Here is a 14,888-nt window from a genome sequence, read left to right as displayed (position 1 = left end):
TTGCGGGTGCCGTCGGGTTAAAACCTTGAACGGGCAATCAGGAATAGACGCCCTGCATGTGCTTCATCCGTGTATCCGTTGGCCCCAAAGCTGTGCGCTCAAAGCCCGAGGGCGTGGGGAACATGCGCTGCAGGCTTTTGCGTACGCGGGCCAGACGCGGGTCCTGCGGCATGGTGTTGTCGGTAGTGTCGTTCAGGCAAAAGAAGTCCAGTGCGCCTATGGCGGTCTCCAGCTGGGCCAGGCCGACCTGGCTGTTGCTGTCGCCGGTGGACAGGTGCATATGCCGGTATTCGCGCAGCTGCGCCCTGCCATGGGCCAGCGCCCAGCGCAGCACGAAGTCGGACACGATGGCCGGCTTGTCCCAGCAGCGGAACACGGTGGAGCGCACGCTGGCAAACATCTCCGGCGCCTCGCGCTCCAGCAGGTTCAGCAGCGACTTGCGCAGTGGGCGCGGCGCATGGGCAAAGGTGCGGAAGGTGTGCTGGTAGCCCGGCTTCAGCGGCGGATGCGCCCGCAACCACTGGTGCGACAGCCGGCAGGCGTTTTCCAGCGCGGTGGCATCGAGGCGCAGCGCCTCGTCGCTGACGGCGGGCTCGTCCGACCAGGCAACAAACACGCCGTCGGCCGAGAACCAGTCTGCGGTGTGTACAGGTGCACCAAAGAATACGTCGTCGTTGAGGTAGAAGTAGCGTTCGGACAGGCCCGGAATGCGGTGTACATAGGACTCGATATGGCCGGAGTCAAACGTGGGCAGCTGCGTCGCAGGCATCAGCGTGCGGTGGTCCACCACCGTCAGGCCGTCGTTGGGCTCCAGCCAGGAGGGCGTCTGGCCGTCGGTCACGATGTACACATGGCCGTGTTGCGGAAAGAAGCGCTCCAGCGCCCGCAGGCTGTAGCGCAGCTCATCGTTGTCGCGGTAGCGGCCCTCCACATTGCCGTACAAGGCCATGTGGTCCAGGGTGTCGCTGCTCAGGGCAGCGGCCGCACGCTGCCGTTTGGCACGCCATACGGGGTCGTTGCCATCGACCCACAGGTAGACGACATCAATCGCTGGCTCGTTAAACGCAAAGTGATCCATGGGCCCGTGGTTGTTGCGTGGAATACAGCCTGTGGGCGGCCAGAAGGAGGAGGGCGCCACCCGCAGGCAAGTCGCGCATATTAGCCAGATTTGCCGAGTCTCTTTGTAAAGTCGTTAAATTGACTTACTTCTACGCTATGTGCTGCAGCCAATCTCGCGCCTGGCGGGCTACCCAGGTGCCGTCGTCCAGTGGCAGGTCGTGCCCGGCCCAAGGGTGCTCCTGCAGGGTGCAGCCCCATTGTCGCGCCAGGCTGCGCGAGCAATTTACCGACACCAGGCCGTCCTGTGCGCTGGCCAGCAGCAGGGTGGGTGTCTGCGGCGGGCTAGCAGGGGCCTGGTAGCGCGCCGCCGCCAGCAATTGGCGCAACGCATTGCCCCGCGTGACCGGATGCTGTTGGCGCAGCCTCAGCCATTGTGCCAATACGTCTGGATGCTGGCCGTGGCTGGTGATGCGCAGAATGCTGCGCTCCCAGTCCAGCGCGGATGCCCACCCCAATGCCAGGCGCAGCAGCAGGCCGTAGTGGCGCGGCCGCAGCCGCTGGTAGAACGGGCTGAACGGCCGCAGGCTGGTGTTGACCAGCACCTGGGCAGCCACCTCCTGCGGGGCGCTGCTGGCCCAACTGGCTGCCACCATCGCACCCAGGGACATGGCCAGGATGTGCACCGGGCCGGTGATCTGCTGCGCTTGCAGCGCGGCCCGGCAGTGCGCCACCATGGCGCTGATGTGGCTGGGGCTGCGTTGTGCGTACAGGCTGCCGTTGCCTGGCAGGTCCAGTGCCACGATGCGGCTGTCCGGCTGCGCGGCCTGGAGCTGCGCTACGAAGCCGCTCCAGTGGCCGCTCTCGCGCGTCAGGCCGCGCAGCAGTAGCCAGGTCTTCATTTGGGGCCGTACCAGTCGTGCCGGGCCTGGGCGTGGTGGTAGGTGCGCGCATCCACGTTTGGCAGCCACAGCCTGTGCCCCTGCGCGGCGCGGCCCAGAAAGTCCAGCAAGGACTGGTGTTGGCGCAGCACCCGCTGCTGGCGGTGGGCAATTTGCGGGTTGAAGATGCCGTGGCGCGAGAACAGTTGGCGCGGGTTCTTCTTCACCCACAGCCAGGAGCCCATTTCCAGCGTCAGCGGCAGAAAGATGCGTTCGGGCGACTGGCTGCAGGCTTGCTGGTACAGGTGGTCCCACAGGTCGCCATGCGCCAGGTACTGCAGGCTTTGCGGCTCAAAAATATAACGGTGGTGGCTGTGCGACTCCATGAAGATGCGTTTGAGCGCATGCATTTCCGCCAGGTGTGCAATTGGTGTGCGGGTATGCGCATAGGGGAACCACAGCCGGTCGCTTACGCCAAAGCCCGAATGGCAGTCCACCGATACGCTGAAGGCGCGTGACAGCAGCTCGGCTTGCACCACTTCGCACACCGCCTGGTTCTCGGCTTCCATGGCCGCCGCATAGCGGCCACGGTACCAGGGTAGGCGGGCGCTCAGACGTTGGCCCCCGACCAGAAAGGGCACGGGGTCGCGCGCCTCCACGGGCGCATTGCGCATCAGGTCCACCCCCCGTGGGTTGGCCCGCGTGCCCAGTGCCATGCCGCCGGGGTTGATGATGGGCATGAACACCAGGCGCACGGCTTCCAGCTGGCGGTGCAGCGCGCTGTCCCACTGCAGGCGCGTCACCAGGCTGTGCAGATAGGCGATGACTACGCCCGCGCCTATGCGTTCCAGCCCATGCACACCACCAAAGTAGCCCACGGCCGGCACGTCCAGCGAGGGGTTGCCAAGCGTAATGGCATGCACCGGGTAGCGGGTGCCGCTGGGCAGGTGCACCGTGCACACGGTGCGAGCCTGCAGATGCTGCCCACCCAGCGCGATGGTGCGCTCCAACGCCACCAGTTCGGGCAGTTCAGGGGCGGTGGAGGAAGTGGCAGGCACAGCACCGCAGCATAGCCACACAGGCGCTTTCGCGGTGCGAAATATGGTCTGGTGTGCGGCTATTACACGGCTGACACGCCACTGTCACATGGCATGCCTAAGGTGGTTTGCACACCACCCAAGGGGAGTCCCGACATGCTGCTTCGCAGAACCACGCTGATGCGCTTATTCGCCGTGCCCGCCTGCCTGGCCTGGGGCCTGGCGGAGCTGTGGGCCTTGCAGCGGGCGCGTTGGGAGCAGCGCCGTTTCGGGCACTGAGATACCCAATATGTATGAAGCTTTGGAGCGCGGTTGGCGTGCCCAAGGTGCCCCGTTTGGTGCTGTCGCCCACGCCGCAACAAGCTCTAGCTGCGCTATCTTAATGCTTTTAATTTGATAGCTTTCAGCACAGTATCTATGTGCGCTGCAGCCATTTCTGATTCGTGAATGGCAGCCCTTGTTGGCGGCTGCTAACAACCTGCTGGCCAGCACGTTTTCAGCAGCTGCGCTGCCATCTGCCGTGCGTTGACACACCCTGGGGCGGTGGTTAATGTGGGCCGCGCATCGGGGCGGGCACAGCGACCCGTTTGGCAATCCCCATCATTCACCCATTATTTCTACACAGGAGAATTGCATGCTGCATCCCAAGTGGCTTCGGGCCTTGGCTTTGACGTTCGTGGCAGGTATGGCGGCGGCGGCCCACGCCGATGACGAGGGCTGCAGGGAACGTGGGCAGCCGCAGATCAGCTTCATCCAGTTCCAGTCGCCCAACCTCGCCGCGCCGACCAGCCCGCTGACCATCAAGGGCAAGCTCAGCCTGCCCGGCAAGGTGGACGGCCGCTGGAACTGCTTCCCCTTTGGCAATAAAAAGTACCGCAATGAAAAACTGCCGGCGGTGGTTCTATTGCACGGCACCGCCGGCATCGATGCGCGCGGCAATTTTTATGAAGAGGCACTGAACGCCGCCGGCATTGCCACCCTGCAGATCGATATGTGGGAAGCGCGCGGTGTGACCGGGCTGGCCAACCGCCCGCAACTGCCTATCCTGACCTACCCCGACGCCTTTTCGGCGCTGGCCTTCTTGAGCAGCCAGGCCAATATCGACCCGGAGCGCATCGGCGTGCTGGGCTTCTCCTGGGGCGGTGTGATCAGCCTGGGCACATCGGAGCGCCTGTATGCGGGCCAGTTCGGCGGTGGCCGCAAGTTCGCGGCCCACGTGGCCAACTACCCTGTCTGCTACGGTGCCAATAACGCGGCTATCCTGCACGCATTTGGTGTGGCGCCAGCCCAGGCCGGCACCCAGTACCTGAACCTCACCGGCGCCCCGGTGCTGATCCAGATCGGCAGCAAGGACAGCTATGACAACAGCGCCGCGCCCTGCCAGGCGCTGGCGGCTGGCGTCAACCCCAGCAACGGCGGCGTGGTAAGCGTGGCGGAGTACCCCGGCGCCTACCATGACTTCGACCGCCTGATGGTGCCCATCACTGCACCCGATCCATTCGCCAACCAGGGCAGCTATTTGCTGGGCTTGTCTGCCATGCCCAACGTTATCGCCATTCCTGATGTGGCCCAGGCCTATAAGTCACGTGAACGCGTGACACGCTTCTTCCGCAACAACCTCTGACGCCACATGCAAAAAGCCCGGAATGCGCGGGGCATTCCAGGGCTTTTTTGTGAGCTTGTTGCTATAAATTTAGAAGCTAATGGTGCAGATTCCTATTGCGCTGGCGGCATATTCCCAATGCGGAGTTATCGATGGTGGGCAGGCTATTCACAGGCTGATTTTCAGCTTACGGCCACCGCTGATGGCAAAGCCCTCGCGCTCATAAAACGCCAGCGTCCGGTCGAACTGCGGCAACGGTGGCGTGGTCACCTCCAGCCGCGTCCAGCCCCGCGCCGCGCCAAAAGCCTGGGCCTGCGCCACTAACTGTTGGCCCACGCCATGCTTGCGTCGATCTGGCCGCACATATAACTCGGGGATGGTGCCAAACGCACCCTCCGCATACAAGGCATAGCTTTCATACACGGCGATAAAACCGGCCGGATGCCGGTCGCTGTCGCGGGCCACAAACACAAAATATTTCCCCTGCTGGATAAAGTCCTGCAGCCGGGACGTGGTGGCGCCCAGATCGAAATGGAAGGCCTGCACGCCAATGGCCTGCATGATCTCGGCCAGCAATTCGCCTACCATGGTGGCGACCTCGGGTACGTCTTCTGCGCCGGCTGTTTGGATGGTGAAGATGGAGGGCATGGCTAGCGGTGCGCCTTTGGCTGGTCCGGGTCGTAGACAGTGGTGCCGGTCCCCACGCCAACCCCCACCTGTGCGCCGCCGACATTGGTGCTGGTACCCACGCCCACCCCGGCACCCACCTGGCCACGCTGGTTCACACCTACCCCGACTCCCACCGGCCCCACCCCGGCCCCCACGCCCAGATGCACCCCGCCCGAGCCTGCGCCCACCCCCACGCTGACCCCGGGGAACAGCGGTACGCTGACGCCTACGCCCACCGAACTGCAGGCGCTGAGCAGAAGGCTGGAGACGACGACAGTGACAGTATGTGTGTTGGACATCGAGGTAAGACTAACAGGATGCGGACAGTCTCTTGTAAGCAATTGCGGCAGTGCGACCGGCTTATCCCCCTACCGGTTGGCCTCGTGAAACGAGCTAGCCCACCTGGCATAAAAAAGCCCCGCCAGTCTCACAACTGCGGGGCTTTTTAGATTGCACCTTTGCTATTTATTCAATAGCTGCCAGCGCAATATTTATCTGCGCCAGAGGCGCATTTCTTTCAAACCTGCTTACACCAACAGCGCATTCACGCGCTTCACGTAGGCGGCGGGATCAGCAGGCAAGCCACCCTCAGCCAGCAGGGCTTGGTCAAACAGAATGTGCGCCAGGTCGTTGAAGTGCACCGAGCCTTCCAGTTTCTTGACCAGGGCGTGTTCGGCGTTGACTTCCAGCACGGGCTTGGTTTCGGGGGGGCGGTCTGGCCGGCTTGCTTGAGCATGCGGGTGGGCTCGGGCGTGGCAAATATTTGTATGGAAAGTGGTGCGTTTGTGCGACAAATTTGGGTGACGGGATTCGAGCTGAAGTGCGAGCGAGATTCGGAGATATGTTCTGACGCATGAACATCGGTTGCAACGAGTTGTACGATAGATACGAGACAAAGGGATAGGAAAATGAAGCAAAGAGAGATCACGGCGCGCGATGACTGAGCCTAACGTCCTTGCCGCGCTGCAGGCCGAGAACGCGCGGCTAGTGGCGCTGCTGGAATTGCACGGCATCGGATGGCGCACGCCGCCCTTAACGGTTTCGCAGCCAACGCGGGCCGCACCAATGCCGGAGCCCGCGCCAGAAACGCAGCATGCCAGCCTGTCCACCGCCGAGAAGGTGGCGTTGTTTCGGCGGCTGTTCCAGGGCCGCACGGATGTGTATCCGGTACGTTGGGAGGGCAAGACTTCTGGCAAGTCGGGCTACGCACCGGCTTGTGCCAACGAGTGGCGAGTTGGCATCTGTGAGAAGCCGCGCGTCAAGTGCGGCGACTGTAGCCAGCGGCAGCTGGTTCCGCTGTCGGATGCGGTGATTTACGACCACCTGGCCGGCGAGCACACGGTGGGGGTCTACCCGCTGCTGGAGGATGACACCTGTCACTTTCTGGCGGTCGATTTCGATGAGGCCGAGTGGCAGAAGGATGCTCAGGCTTTCATGCATTCGTGCACCGAGCTGGGCATGCCGGCGGCGCTGGAGATTTCGCGCTCGGGCCGAGGCGCGCATGCCTGGGTATTTTTCGCCGGGCGAGTGTCAGCGCGCGATGCCCGCCGCCTGGGCACCGCCGTGATCAGTCACACCTGTGCGCGCACCCGGCAGCTCAAGCTGGCATCCTATGACCGCTTGTTTCCCAACCAGGACACGATGCCTAAAGGAGGGTTTGGCAACCTGATCGCCCTGCCGCTGCAGAAGCATCCGCGCGAAAACGGGTGCAGTGTCTTTGTGGACGTCGCGCTACGCCCCCACCGCGATCAATGGGCGTTCCTCGCATCCGTCCAGCCCATGGCGCCGCACGACATCGAGCCGACCATCCTGCGCGCCACCGGCAGTATCCACCCCTTGGATGTGACTTTCATCGACGACGAAGACTTGGCCACGCCATGGAAGCGGCAGGCCGGCATGTCCACGAAGCTGGCCGGCACCATGCCCCAAACCTTGACCGTGACGCTGGGCAACCTCGTCTACTTCGAGAAAAGCGCTCTGCCCCAAGCCTTGGCCAATCGGTTGATTCGGTTGGCGGCATTCCAGAACCCAGAGTTCTACAAGGCCCAGGCCATGCGCATGTCGGTGTGGGACAAGCCGCGCGTCATCGGCAATGCCGAGAACTATCCACAACACATCGCCTTGCCGCGCGGCTGCCTGGACGCCGCACTTGCATTATTGAAGGGCAACGGTATCCGCTGTGATCTGCGGGACGAACGGTACGGTGGTGAGTCCATCCATGCCAGCTTCGCCGGCACCTTGCGGCTCGACCAGGAGGTAGCCGTCGCGGCCATGCTGCATCACGATGCTGGTGTGCTGTGTGCTCCCACCGCATTTGGCAAGACGGTGACGGCAGCGGCCATTATCGCCAGGCGTGGTGTGAATACCTTGGTGCTGGTACACCGCACCGAACTGTTGAAGCAATGGCAAGAGCGTCTACAAACCTTTCTCTCCATGGAAGTCGGTGCAGGCAAGCGCGTGGTCGGCACCATTGTTGGTGGCAAGGCCAAAGCCACTGGCAAGATCGACATTGCCGTGATGCAGTCGTTATCCCGCCAGGGCGAGGTGAATGCGTTGGTTGAGAACTATGGGCATGTAATTGTCGACGAATGCCACCACGTGGGGGCCGCATCGTTCGATGCCATCCTCAAGCGGACCAAGGCGAAGTTCGTCTTAGGTTTGACTGCAACGCCGATTCGCCGCGACGGCCAACAGCCCATCATCTTTATGCAGTGCGGGCCGATCCGACACACTGCGGCCAGGCCCGCCGGTGCGCCACACGACTTGGAAGTGGTGCCTCGATCACGGTTTGCCCGCATAGCCTTACCGGCCACAGCGGGTATTCAGGACGTATTTCGACACCTCGCCAACGACCTTGACCGCACCCAAGCCATTGCAGTCGAGGTCATAGCGGCGTTCGAGCAGGGCCGCAAAGTGCTGGTGCTGACCGAGCGTACGGAACACCTCGAGGCTATCCACCAGGCCCTCATCGCACAGGTGCTGCTGCCTTTCGTGTTGCACGGGCGGATGTCGAAGAAGCAGCGGGCCATCCGCATCGCTGAGCTTGACGCGCTGCCACCTGATGCACCACGCATCCTGCTGGCCACCGGAAAGCTGGTGGGAGAAGGATTCGACCACCCGCCGCTGGATACCTTGGTGCTGGCCATGCCGGTTTCCTGGAAAGGCACGCTGCAACAGTACGCAGGCCGCCTGCACCGAGAACATGCCAGCAAAACCGACGTACGGATCATCGACTTCGTCGATACGGGCCACCCCGCGCTGTTGAGAATGTGGGACAAGCGACAGCGAGGCTATCGTGCGATGGGGTATCGAATGGGCGTCGAACTGAGAGGCGATGATGGAGATTTGGCTGTAGCCCCTGGCAATCCCACACCTGCAATTGAGCATCCCACGCAGAAGGACGGTATAACATGAGCCGGTTCAAGCGATCAACGCGGCAGATTCTCTAATGCTGAAATCAAGGCTTGATGGAATGCGTGGAAGCTGGGCATCGTGTTGATGCGATCCACTTCTACAGGGTGCGCATTGAGCCAATCACACAGTTCGTCGGCGGAGTGATGGCGCCCCAGAGCTTCATCCAAACGTGATTTGGCGGAGTTGGGCGAGTGATCGTTGCCTGAGAGTTCCTCCAATGTCTCGCAGCTGCCCCCAGGGTTGACGCCGGTGAGGCATAGCAGCCAGGCTTCGGACTTGGGTTTGGGCAACATGGGTACTCCTGGATTGAACCCAGAGTGCTTGAAGCCGTCACAGACCGACTGCCACTTGTTTTGCCAGAGACCGGCATGGCTAGTGCGTGTTCCATCAGTGTCACGGAAGAAAACCGCTACTACAGAGTCACCCAGCTCCGCCACAAGATCGAGGGCCATGCGCCCCAGTGTCATGGCATTGCCATAGAAGTAACTGGTTTCTGCACCTTTCTTCTTGCCTCGGGTCGGTTGAAGACGCGCGGGCGTCGCCTTGGTTTGCGCACACAAAGCGGTTTCACTGACGTAGGCAAAACTTTCTGGGTAATCGGCAAGCGAATATCCAAGCAAGGGCTCCAAAAGTTGGATCAGCAACTGGGTCATCGGGCCTTGTTTGAAGTCTGCCCCATCGCAGCGGCCTTGCGCGTTGTGGCACACACCCAAGTCAGTCGGCCCCTCACCGCTGAGCAGTATCTTCATAGGTCATCGATGGTGAAGATGCCCGCCTGGAGATCCAGTTCCAAACATTCATCGGTGAGTTGTCTCAGGTCAGTGTCCACGAAGGCGTCGCCAGGCCCCATGGTGCGCAATTTGTCATTGATGCGAGGAATCTCGAAGAATGGGCGGATACGTGTTTCACCCAACGGTGCTTTGTAGATGAACTGCACCGCTTGGCGGGCCACTTCGTCGTCCAGGAAATTCAGGATCAAGGGACTGTGCGTGGTCACCAGCAGTTGGTGTGGTGACTCCGCTAAGGTGTCCACCAAGGTCTCAATGACTTCTTGGTTGATACCGTTTTCAATCTCGTCAAGCAATATCAAAGAGCGCTCTGAGGCGGCCTGGGTCAAAACGGCCAGTATGCGCAACAGGCCATCGTTCAGGTGGGCGGCATCGGTTTCCAGCTTTTGTTGTGAGAACTGCTCGACCACCGAAAGTTTCTTCCAGCCTGAGCGCAAGGACGATACCTTGAAATCCACTAGGCCGGGGTAGAAACGACGAAGTTGGTCGACCAAGGCAGCATGCGTCGATTCAGTCAATGTGTCCAAATAGGCGGATAGTTTTTCGCCTCCAGCGCCAATGCCTTTCTCTGTGGATCGTGCACGCTTGCGTAGTAGCTGAGGTGACAGCAGTTCCAAGGATTTGATTTGTTGAATTGCATTGCGAAACTCCAACAACTCCTGCGTTAGCTCGGACTCCTTCAATGCTGACAGTAGCGAGCCCTGATAGGTGAAAGCGATACTCTGAGAGGGACGGTCAGCAACGCTGTACTTCTGTTTCGTGACAAAGAAAATCTTTTCACTGCCAAGGTCGATGTGCTCTTCAGTACAGTGCAAAAGGCTTCGGTTGAACACCCCAATCCACTTCAACGTTTTGCCCGTCTGAGTCTTGAACTTCACGCCAACGCTGACGTTCCGCTCCTTGCGCAGCTTGCAGTTGAGATCTGCTGCGCTCCAGCCGCGCGCCTCTAACCATTCTTCCACTCGACCGACCATCAACTGCGAGATGAAATCGATCGCCTGCAACACACTACTTTTCCCGGAGCCATTCATCCCAATTAGACAAGTGAACTTGCCAATACTCACATGAACTTCGGCCAATGATTTGAAATTGCCGACGTAGATTGATTCGATCATTGTTTTTTCCAGCCTTGAGCTGAGGTTCGATTATCGCGAGCTGATAACGAGACTGAGGGCGGTGATTTCTACAATTTGAACTCATGCATCGTTTCAGTTGATCACAGAATCCGCAAGCCCCAGCGTGCCGCGCCGCAATACACATTGCAAAATGTACTGTACAGGGGCGCTGGTCTGAAGTCTCGCAAAAAAGCCCCGCCAGTCTCACAACTGCGGGGCTTTTTAGATTGCACATTTGCTATTTATTCAATAGCTGCCAGCGCACTATCTATCTGCGTTAGGGGCGCATTTCGTTCAAGCAGGCTTACACCAGCAGCGCATTCACCCGCTTCACGTAAGCCGCCGGATCGGCCGGCAAACCACCCTCCGCCAGCAGTGCCTGGTCGAACAGAATGTGCGCCAGGTCGTTGAAGTGCACCGAGCCTTCGAGCTTCTTCACCAGGGCATGTTCAGCGTTGACTTCCAGCACCGGCTTGGTCTCGGGGGCGGTCTGGCCGGCTTGCTTGAGCATGCGGGCTAGCTGGGTGCTCATGCCGCCATCTTGCACCACCAGGCAGGCAGGGCTGTCCACCAGGCGGGTGGTGACGCGCACGTCTTCGGCTTTGTCCTTCAGCGCTTCTTTCAGTTTGGCCAGCAGGGGCTTGAAGGTTTCGGCGGCTTCTTCAGCGGCCTTCTTTTCGTCTTCGTCGAGCAGCTTGCCCAGGTCCACAGCGCCCTTGGCGACGGACTGCATGGGCGTGCCGTCGAAGTCGTGCAGGTAGTTCAGCGCCCACTCGTCCACGCGGTCGGTCATCAGCAGCACTTCGATACCCTTCTTCTTGAAGACTTCGAGTTGCGGGCTGCTCTTGGCGGCAGCGGCGTTGTCGGCGGTGATGTAGTAGATGGCCTCTTGGCCTTCCTTCATGCGGGCCTTGTAGTCGGCCAGCGACACGCTGGTGCTGTCGGTGGTGCTGCTTGCGAAGCGCAGCAGCTTGGCCAGGCGTTCGCGGTTGGCGAAGTCTTCACCCAGGCCTTCTTTCAGCACGGCGCCAAACTCGGCATAGAACTTGGCGTATTTGCCTTCCTTTGCCTTGTCTTCTTCAGACAGCACGTCGGTGACTTCGCCTTCGGTGGCTGCGGGGGCCTTGTCAAACTTGGCCAGGTCTTCCAGCATGCCCAGGACACGCTTGGTGCAGCCTTCGCGGATGGCTTTGACGTCGCGGCTTTCTTGCAGCAGCTCGCGGCTCACGTTCAGTGGCAGGTCGGCGGAGTCAACCACGCCCTTCACAAAGCGCAGGTAGCTGGGCAGCAGGGCTTCGGCGTCATCCATGATGAAGACGCGCTTCACGTACAGCTTCAGGCCACCCTTGTGGTCGCGGTTCCACAGGTCTTGCGGGGCCTTGGCCGGCACGTACAGCAGCTGGGTGTATTCGGTGCTGCCTTCTACGCGGTTGTGGGTGTGGGCCAGCGGCGCTTCGAAGTCGTGGCTGATCTGCTTGTAGAAGTCATCGTACTGCTCTTGGCTGATGTCCTTCTTGGCGCGCGTCCAGATGGCGCTGGCCTTGTTGACGGCTTCCCATTCGCCGGTGGCGACCATGCCGCCGGGCTGGCGGCCACCTTCTTCGTTCGAAGGGTCGATCAGATCGCCGTCTTTCCACTCTTCCTTTTCCATCAGGATGGGCAGGCTGATGTGGTCAGAGTATTTGCTGATGATGGCCTTGAGCTTCCAGGCGCTGGCGTATTCCAGGGCGTCGTCGCGCAGGTGCAGGATCACGCTGGTGCCGCGCTTTTCGCGGGTGATGGATTCCACCTCGAAGGCGCCGCCACCGCTGGCGCCGCCGTCGCTGGTCCAGCGCACGCCTTCATTGGCGGGCAAGCCGGCGCGGCGCGATTCCACGGTGATGCGGTCGGCCACGATGAAGCCGGAGTAAAAGCCCACGCCGAACTGGCCAATGAGCTGCGAGTCGGCCTTCTGGTCGCCAGACAGTTTGCTGACGAAGTCTTTGGTGCCGCTCTTGGCGATGGTGCCCAGGTTGTCGATGGCTTCTTGTTGCGACAGACCGATACCGTTGTCGGTGATGGTCAGGGTCTTGGCATCCTTGTCGAAGGACACGCGCACTTCCAGGTTGGGTGCGTCTTCCAGCAGGGCGCTGTTGCTGATGGCTTCATAGCGCAGCTTGTCGCAAGCGTCCGATGCGTTGGACACCAGCTCGCGCATGAAGATTTCTTTGTTGGAGTACAGCGCGTGGGTTACCAGGTGCAGCAGCTGGGCTACTTCGGCCTGGAAATTCATGGTTTGCTTGGTCATGTTGGGATAAATGCCTTGGAAATATCAAAAAAACTGAACTCCGACAGCCAGGTGCCGGGCAGCCTTTAATTATGGCCGGAGCCGCAAACTTCAAGTCCCGGCCGGTTTTCATGCAGATTGCGTACAAATTTATTGATGGATTGTTAAAAAAATTGCTTTTGTCATAGCCGCTTGCGACTATCGCCCACTGCAAAAGCGCGTGCTGGCGCTGGTCCGCTCGCGCGCAAACATCCAAACAAGGGGTAAATATATGGATAGCAATCTGAAGAAATGCACGGCCGAGTTCATTGGTACGTTCTGGCTGACGCTGGGCGGCTGCGGTAGCGCGGTGCTTGCAGCCGCCTTCCCTGGCGTGGGCATCGGCCTGCTGGGTGTGTCGCTGGCCTTCGGCCTGACGGTGGTGACGGGCGCCTATGCCTTGGGGCCGATTTCTGGCGGGCATTTCAACCCCGCCGTGTCGATTGGCCTGGCCGTTGGCAAGCGTTTCCCGGCGTCTGGTCTATTGGGCTACATCGTGGCCCAGGTGCTGGGCGCCTGCGCGGCGGCCGGCGTGCTGTACCTGATAGTGTCGGGTAAGGCGGACTTCGACGCGGCCAAGGCCTTCTCCGGTGCCGGCGCGTTTGCCACCAATGGTTACGGCCCCCATTCGCCCGGCGGTTTCAGCATGCAGTCGGTGCTGATCACCGAGGTGGTGATGACGGCCATCTTCCTGGTCGTCATCCTGGGCAGCACCGCCAAGCGCGCGGCCGGTGCCTTTGGCGGACTCAGCATCGGCCTGTGCCTGACCTTGATCCATCTGATCTCGATCCCGGTGTCCAACACCTCGGTGAACCCGGCGCGCAGCACCGGCCCCGCGCTGTTCGTGCCCGCCGCCATGGGCGATCTGTGGTTGTTCTGGGTGGCGCCCATTGTCGGCGCGGTTCTGGGTGCGTTGATTTACAACGTCTTGCTCAGCGACGACTAAACCGGCTCGTGCCTCCATAGGCGGATGCCTATGGAGCCGCCTTGGCTTTGAGCAGGCGCGGAATATTGCCTTCGATCCAGTCGGTCAGCAGGCGCACCTTCTCGGCGGCCTCGCGCCCTAGCGGGGTGAGGCTATATTCCACGTGCGGCGGCACGACCTCCAAAGCGATGCGATTCACCAGGCCATCGCCCTCCAGGCACTGGAGCGTCTGGACCAGCATGCGCTCGCTCACGCCATTGACCTTGCGCCGCAGCTCGCCAAAACGCAGCGTGCCCGACTCCAGCGCGATCAGCACCAATACGCCCCAGCGGCTGGTGATGTGCTGCAGCACCTCCCGCGAGGGGCAGGCGGCAACCAGCACATCGCCCCGCTGGAACTTAGCGGCAATTCCCATGTTTAGCTCCTTGAGAACACTGCTTGGATTGTAGATACGCGCTCTGCGCTAGCACTTACTATTTTGTGTGTACTTGCAGAAAGTAAGTGATATGCCTACATTCAATCCCCACCCCGGGCGGCTCTACTGCCCGGTCCCAGAAACCTGAAAGGACTTGAATGAAGACATCCCTACTGGCTGGCATGCTGGCCGTCGCCTGCGCGCTGCCGGCCTTGGCCCAGGAGGCCGTGCGTAGCGCGGCCAACGCCGACGCACTGTTTACCAGCCCAGACCCCAAGCTGCATGCCAACAAGCAGGTGGCCTACCATATAGTCAAGGACTTGCTGGAAGCCAACCACTGGGAACTGGCCGAGCGCTACATCGACAAGGACTACATCCAGCACAACCCCAACGCGCGCAATGGACGGGATGCCGTGGTGTATTTCTTCACCCAGATACTCAAGGTCCAGCCCACGCCGATTCCAGACAAACTGGGCCTGCCGGTCGCCGAGGTCATGGCCGAGGGCGATCTGGTAACGGTGGTCTACCCCCGCCGGGTGATCGACCCCAAACACCCCAACGGCAGCTACAGCACAGCCTGGTTCGACACATGGCGTATCAAGGATGGCAAGGCTGTCGAGCACTGGGACCCGGCGCTCACGAACGAAGCGCCCAAGCTGTCCAACTGACAGGCACCATCC

The 14,888-nt window shown here is 61.0% G+C and carries 13 protein-coding genes and 2 pseudogenes; 5 read left to right on the top strand and 10 right to left on the bottom strand.

Going from position 1 to position 14,888, the window contains the following annotated elements; genetic code table 11:
* Positions 1-37 precede the first annotated feature (37 nt).
* From AC07VY_RS02820 to AC07VY_RS02810, 3 genes are all read right to left on the bottom strand, one after another.
* Positions 38-1,078, bottom strand: a complete 1,041-nt coding sequence (locus tag AC07VY_RS02820; protein WP_495096204.1) for a Stealth CR1 domain-containing protein — start codon at positions 1,076-1,078, stop codon at positions 38-40.
* A 130-nt stretch (positions 1,079-1,208) separates the two neighbouring features.
* The gene (locus AC07VY_RS02815) at positions 1,209-1,958 is read right to left on the bottom strand and encodes an alpha/beta fold hydrolase (protein ID WP_495096203.1); all 750 of its coding nucleotides are present in this window, start codon (positions 1,956-1,958) and stop codon (positions 1,209-1,211) included.
* The gene (locus AC07VY_RS02810) at positions 1,955-2,995 is read right to left on the bottom strand and encodes a M14 family zinc carboxypeptidase (protein WP_495096202.1); all 1,041 of its coding nucleotides are present in this window, start codon (positions 2,993-2,995) and stop codon (positions 1,955-1,957) included. The genes AC07VY_RS02815 and AC07VY_RS02810 overlap by 4 nt, the downstream gene beginning before the upstream one ends.
* Before the next feature lie 135 nt (positions 2,996-3,130).
* On the opposite strand from AC07VY_RS02810, the gene AC07VY_RS02805 reads away from it, so the two are divergent.
* Both AC07VY_RS02805 and AC07VY_RS02800 read left to right on the top strand, forming a co-directional pair.
* Positions 3,131-3,253: a hypothetical protein gene (locus AC07VY_RS02805; protein ID WP_495075749.1), complete on the top strand. Its 123-nt coding sequence runs from the start codon at positions 3,131-3,133 to the stop codon at positions 3,251-3,253.
* Between the two features lie 355 nt (positions 3,254-3,608).
* On the top strand, positions 3,609-4,598 hold the full coding sequence (locus AC07VY_RS02800; protein ID WP_495096201.1) for a dienelactone hydrolase family protein: 990 nt from the start codon (positions 3,609-3,611) through the stop codon (positions 4,596-4,598).
* Between the two features lie 147 nt (positions 4,599-4,745).
* Here the strand turns inward: AC07VY_RS02800 and AC07VY_RS02795 are convergent, their stop codons facing one another.
* The 3 genes and pseudogenes from AC07VY_RS02795 to AC07VY_RS02785 form a co-directional block, all read right to left on the bottom strand.
* Positions 4,746-5,225: a GNAT family N-acetyltransferase gene (locus AC07VY_RS02795; protein ID WP_495096200.1), complete on the bottom strand. Its 480-nt coding sequence runs from the start codon at positions 5,223-5,225 to the stop codon at positions 4,746-4,748.
* Between the two features lie 11 nt (positions 5,226-5,236).
* A pseudogene (locus tag AC07VY_RS02790) lies at positions 5,237-5,545 on the bottom strand (hypothetical protein); the annotation flags it as partial.
* Between the two features lie 228 nt (positions 5,546-5,773).
* A pseudogene (locus AC07VY_RS02785) lies at positions 5,774-5,985 on the bottom strand (molecular chaperone HtpG); the annotation flags it as partial.
* Positions 5,986-6,182: 197 nt separating this feature from the next.
* Here AC07VY_RS02785 and AC07VY_RS02780 point away from each other — a divergent pair.
* Entirely contained in the window at positions 6,183-8,660 is a 2,478-nt protein-coding gene (locus AC07VY_RS02780; protein WP_495096199.1) for a TOTE conflict system archaeo-eukaryotic primase domain-containing protein, read from the top strand.
* Positions 8,661-8,674: 14 nt separating this feature from the next.
* On the opposite strand, the gene AC07VY_RS02775 is transcribed toward AC07VY_RS02780, so the two are convergent.
* The 3 genes from AC07VY_RS02775 to htpG form a co-directional block, all read right to left on the bottom strand.
* Complete coding sequence (locus tag AC07VY_RS02775) at positions 8,675-9,409, bottom strand: hypothetical protein (protein ID WP_495096198.1); 735 nt, start codon at positions 9,407-9,409, stop codon at positions 8,675-8,677.
* Positions 9,406-10,563, bottom strand: a complete 1,158-nt coding sequence (locus AC07VY_RS02770; protein ID WP_495096197.1) for an AAA family ATPase — start codon at positions 10,561-10,563, stop codon at positions 9,406-9,408. Before AC07VY_RS02770 ends, AC07VY_RS02775 begins: the two co-directional genes overlap by 4 nt.
* Positions 10,564-10,867: 304 nt before the next feature.
* Positions 10,868-12,850, bottom strand: a complete 1,983-nt coding sequence (gene htpG / locus AC07VY_RS02765; RefSeq protein ID WP_495096196.1) for a molecular chaperone HtpG — start codon at positions 12,848-12,850, stop codon at positions 10,868-10,870.
* 250 nt (positions 12,851-13,100) lie between these two features.
* On the opposite strand from htpG, the gene aqpZ reads away from it, so the two are divergent.
* The gene (aqpZ, locus tag AC07VY_RS02760) at positions 13,101-13,814 is read left to right on the top strand and encodes an aquaporin Z (protein ID WP_495096195.1); all 714 of its coding nucleotides are present in this window, start codon (positions 13,101-13,103) and stop codon (positions 13,812-13,814) included.
* Positions 13,815-13,842: 28 nt separating this feature from the next.
* On the opposite strand, the gene AC07VY_RS02755 is transcribed toward aqpZ, so the two are convergent.
* On the bottom strand, positions 13,843-14,208 hold the full coding sequence (locus AC07VY_RS02755) for a winged helix-turn-helix transcriptional regulator (RefSeq protein WP_310343473.1): 366 nt from the start codon (positions 14,206-14,208) through the stop codon (positions 13,843-13,845).
* Positions 14,209-14,366: 158 nt separating this feature from the next.
* Between AC07VY_RS02755 and AC07VY_RS02750 the strand changes: the two genes are divergently transcribed.
* Positions 14,367-14,876: a nuclear transport factor 2 family protein gene (locus AC07VY_RS02750; protein WP_495096194.1), complete on the top strand. Its 510-nt coding sequence runs from the start codon at positions 14,367-14,369 to the stop codon at positions 14,874-14,876.
* Positions 14,877-14,888 lie beyond the last annotated feature (12 nt).

This window comes from Rhodoferax sp. GW821-FHT02C08, assembly GCF_059421805.1.
The sequence above is the reverse complement of the archived record's forward strand: the minus strand, read 5'-3'. Positions and strand labels throughout refer to the sequence as shown.

Excerpts from the sequence above, each read along its gene's own strand:
- AC07VY_RS02795 (WP_495096200.1), bottom strand. The coding sequence starts at position 5,225 with ATGCCCTCCATCTTCACCATCCAAACAGCCGGCGCAGAAGACGTACCC.
- AC07VY_RS02775 (WP_495096198.1), bottom strand. The coding sequence starts at position 9,409 with ATGAAGATACTGCTCAGCGGTGAGGGGCCGACTGACTTGGGTGTGTGC.
- htpG (WP_495096196.1), bottom strand. The coding sequence starts at position 12,850 with ATGACCAAGCAAACCATGAATTTCCAGGCCGAAGTAGCCCAGCTGCTG.
- aqpZ (WP_495096195.1), top strand. The coding sequence starts at position 13,101 with ATGGATAGCAATCTGAAGAAATGCACGGCCGAGTTCATTGGTACGTTC.
- AC07VY_RS02780 (WP_495096199.1), top strand. The coding sequence starts at position 6,183 with ATGACTGAGCCTAACGTCCTTGCCGCGCTGCAGGCCGAGAACGCGCGG.
- AC07VY_RS02805 (WP_495075749.1), top strand. The coding sequence starts at position 3,131 with ATGCTGCTTCGCAGAACCACGCTGATGCGCTTATTCGCCGTGCCCGCC.
- AC07VY_RS02815 (WP_495096203.1), bottom strand. The coding sequence starts at position 1,958 with ATGAAGACCTGGCTACTGCTGCGCGGCCTGACGCGCGAGAGCGGCCAC.
- AC07VY_RS02800 (WP_495096201.1), top strand. The coding sequence starts at position 3,609 with ATGCTGCATCCCAAGTGGCTTCGGGCCTTGGCTTTGACGTTCGTGGCA.
- AC07VY_RS02755 (WP_310343473.1), bottom strand. The coding sequence starts at position 14,208 with ATGGGAATTGCCGCTAAGTTCCAGCGGGGCGATGTGCTGGTTGCCGCC.
- AC07VY_RS02750 (WP_495096194.1), top strand. The coding sequence starts at position 14,367 with ATGAAGACATCCCTACTGGCTGGCATGCTGGCCGTCGCCTGCGCGCTG.
- AC07VY_RS02770 (WP_495096197.1), bottom strand. The coding sequence starts at position 10,563 with ATGATCGAATCAATCTACGTCGGCAATTTCAAATCATTGGCCGAAGTT.
- AC07VY_RS02820 (WP_495096204.1), bottom strand. The coding sequence starts at position 1,078 with ATGGATCACTTTGCGTTTAACGAGCCAGCGATTGATGTCGTCTACCTG.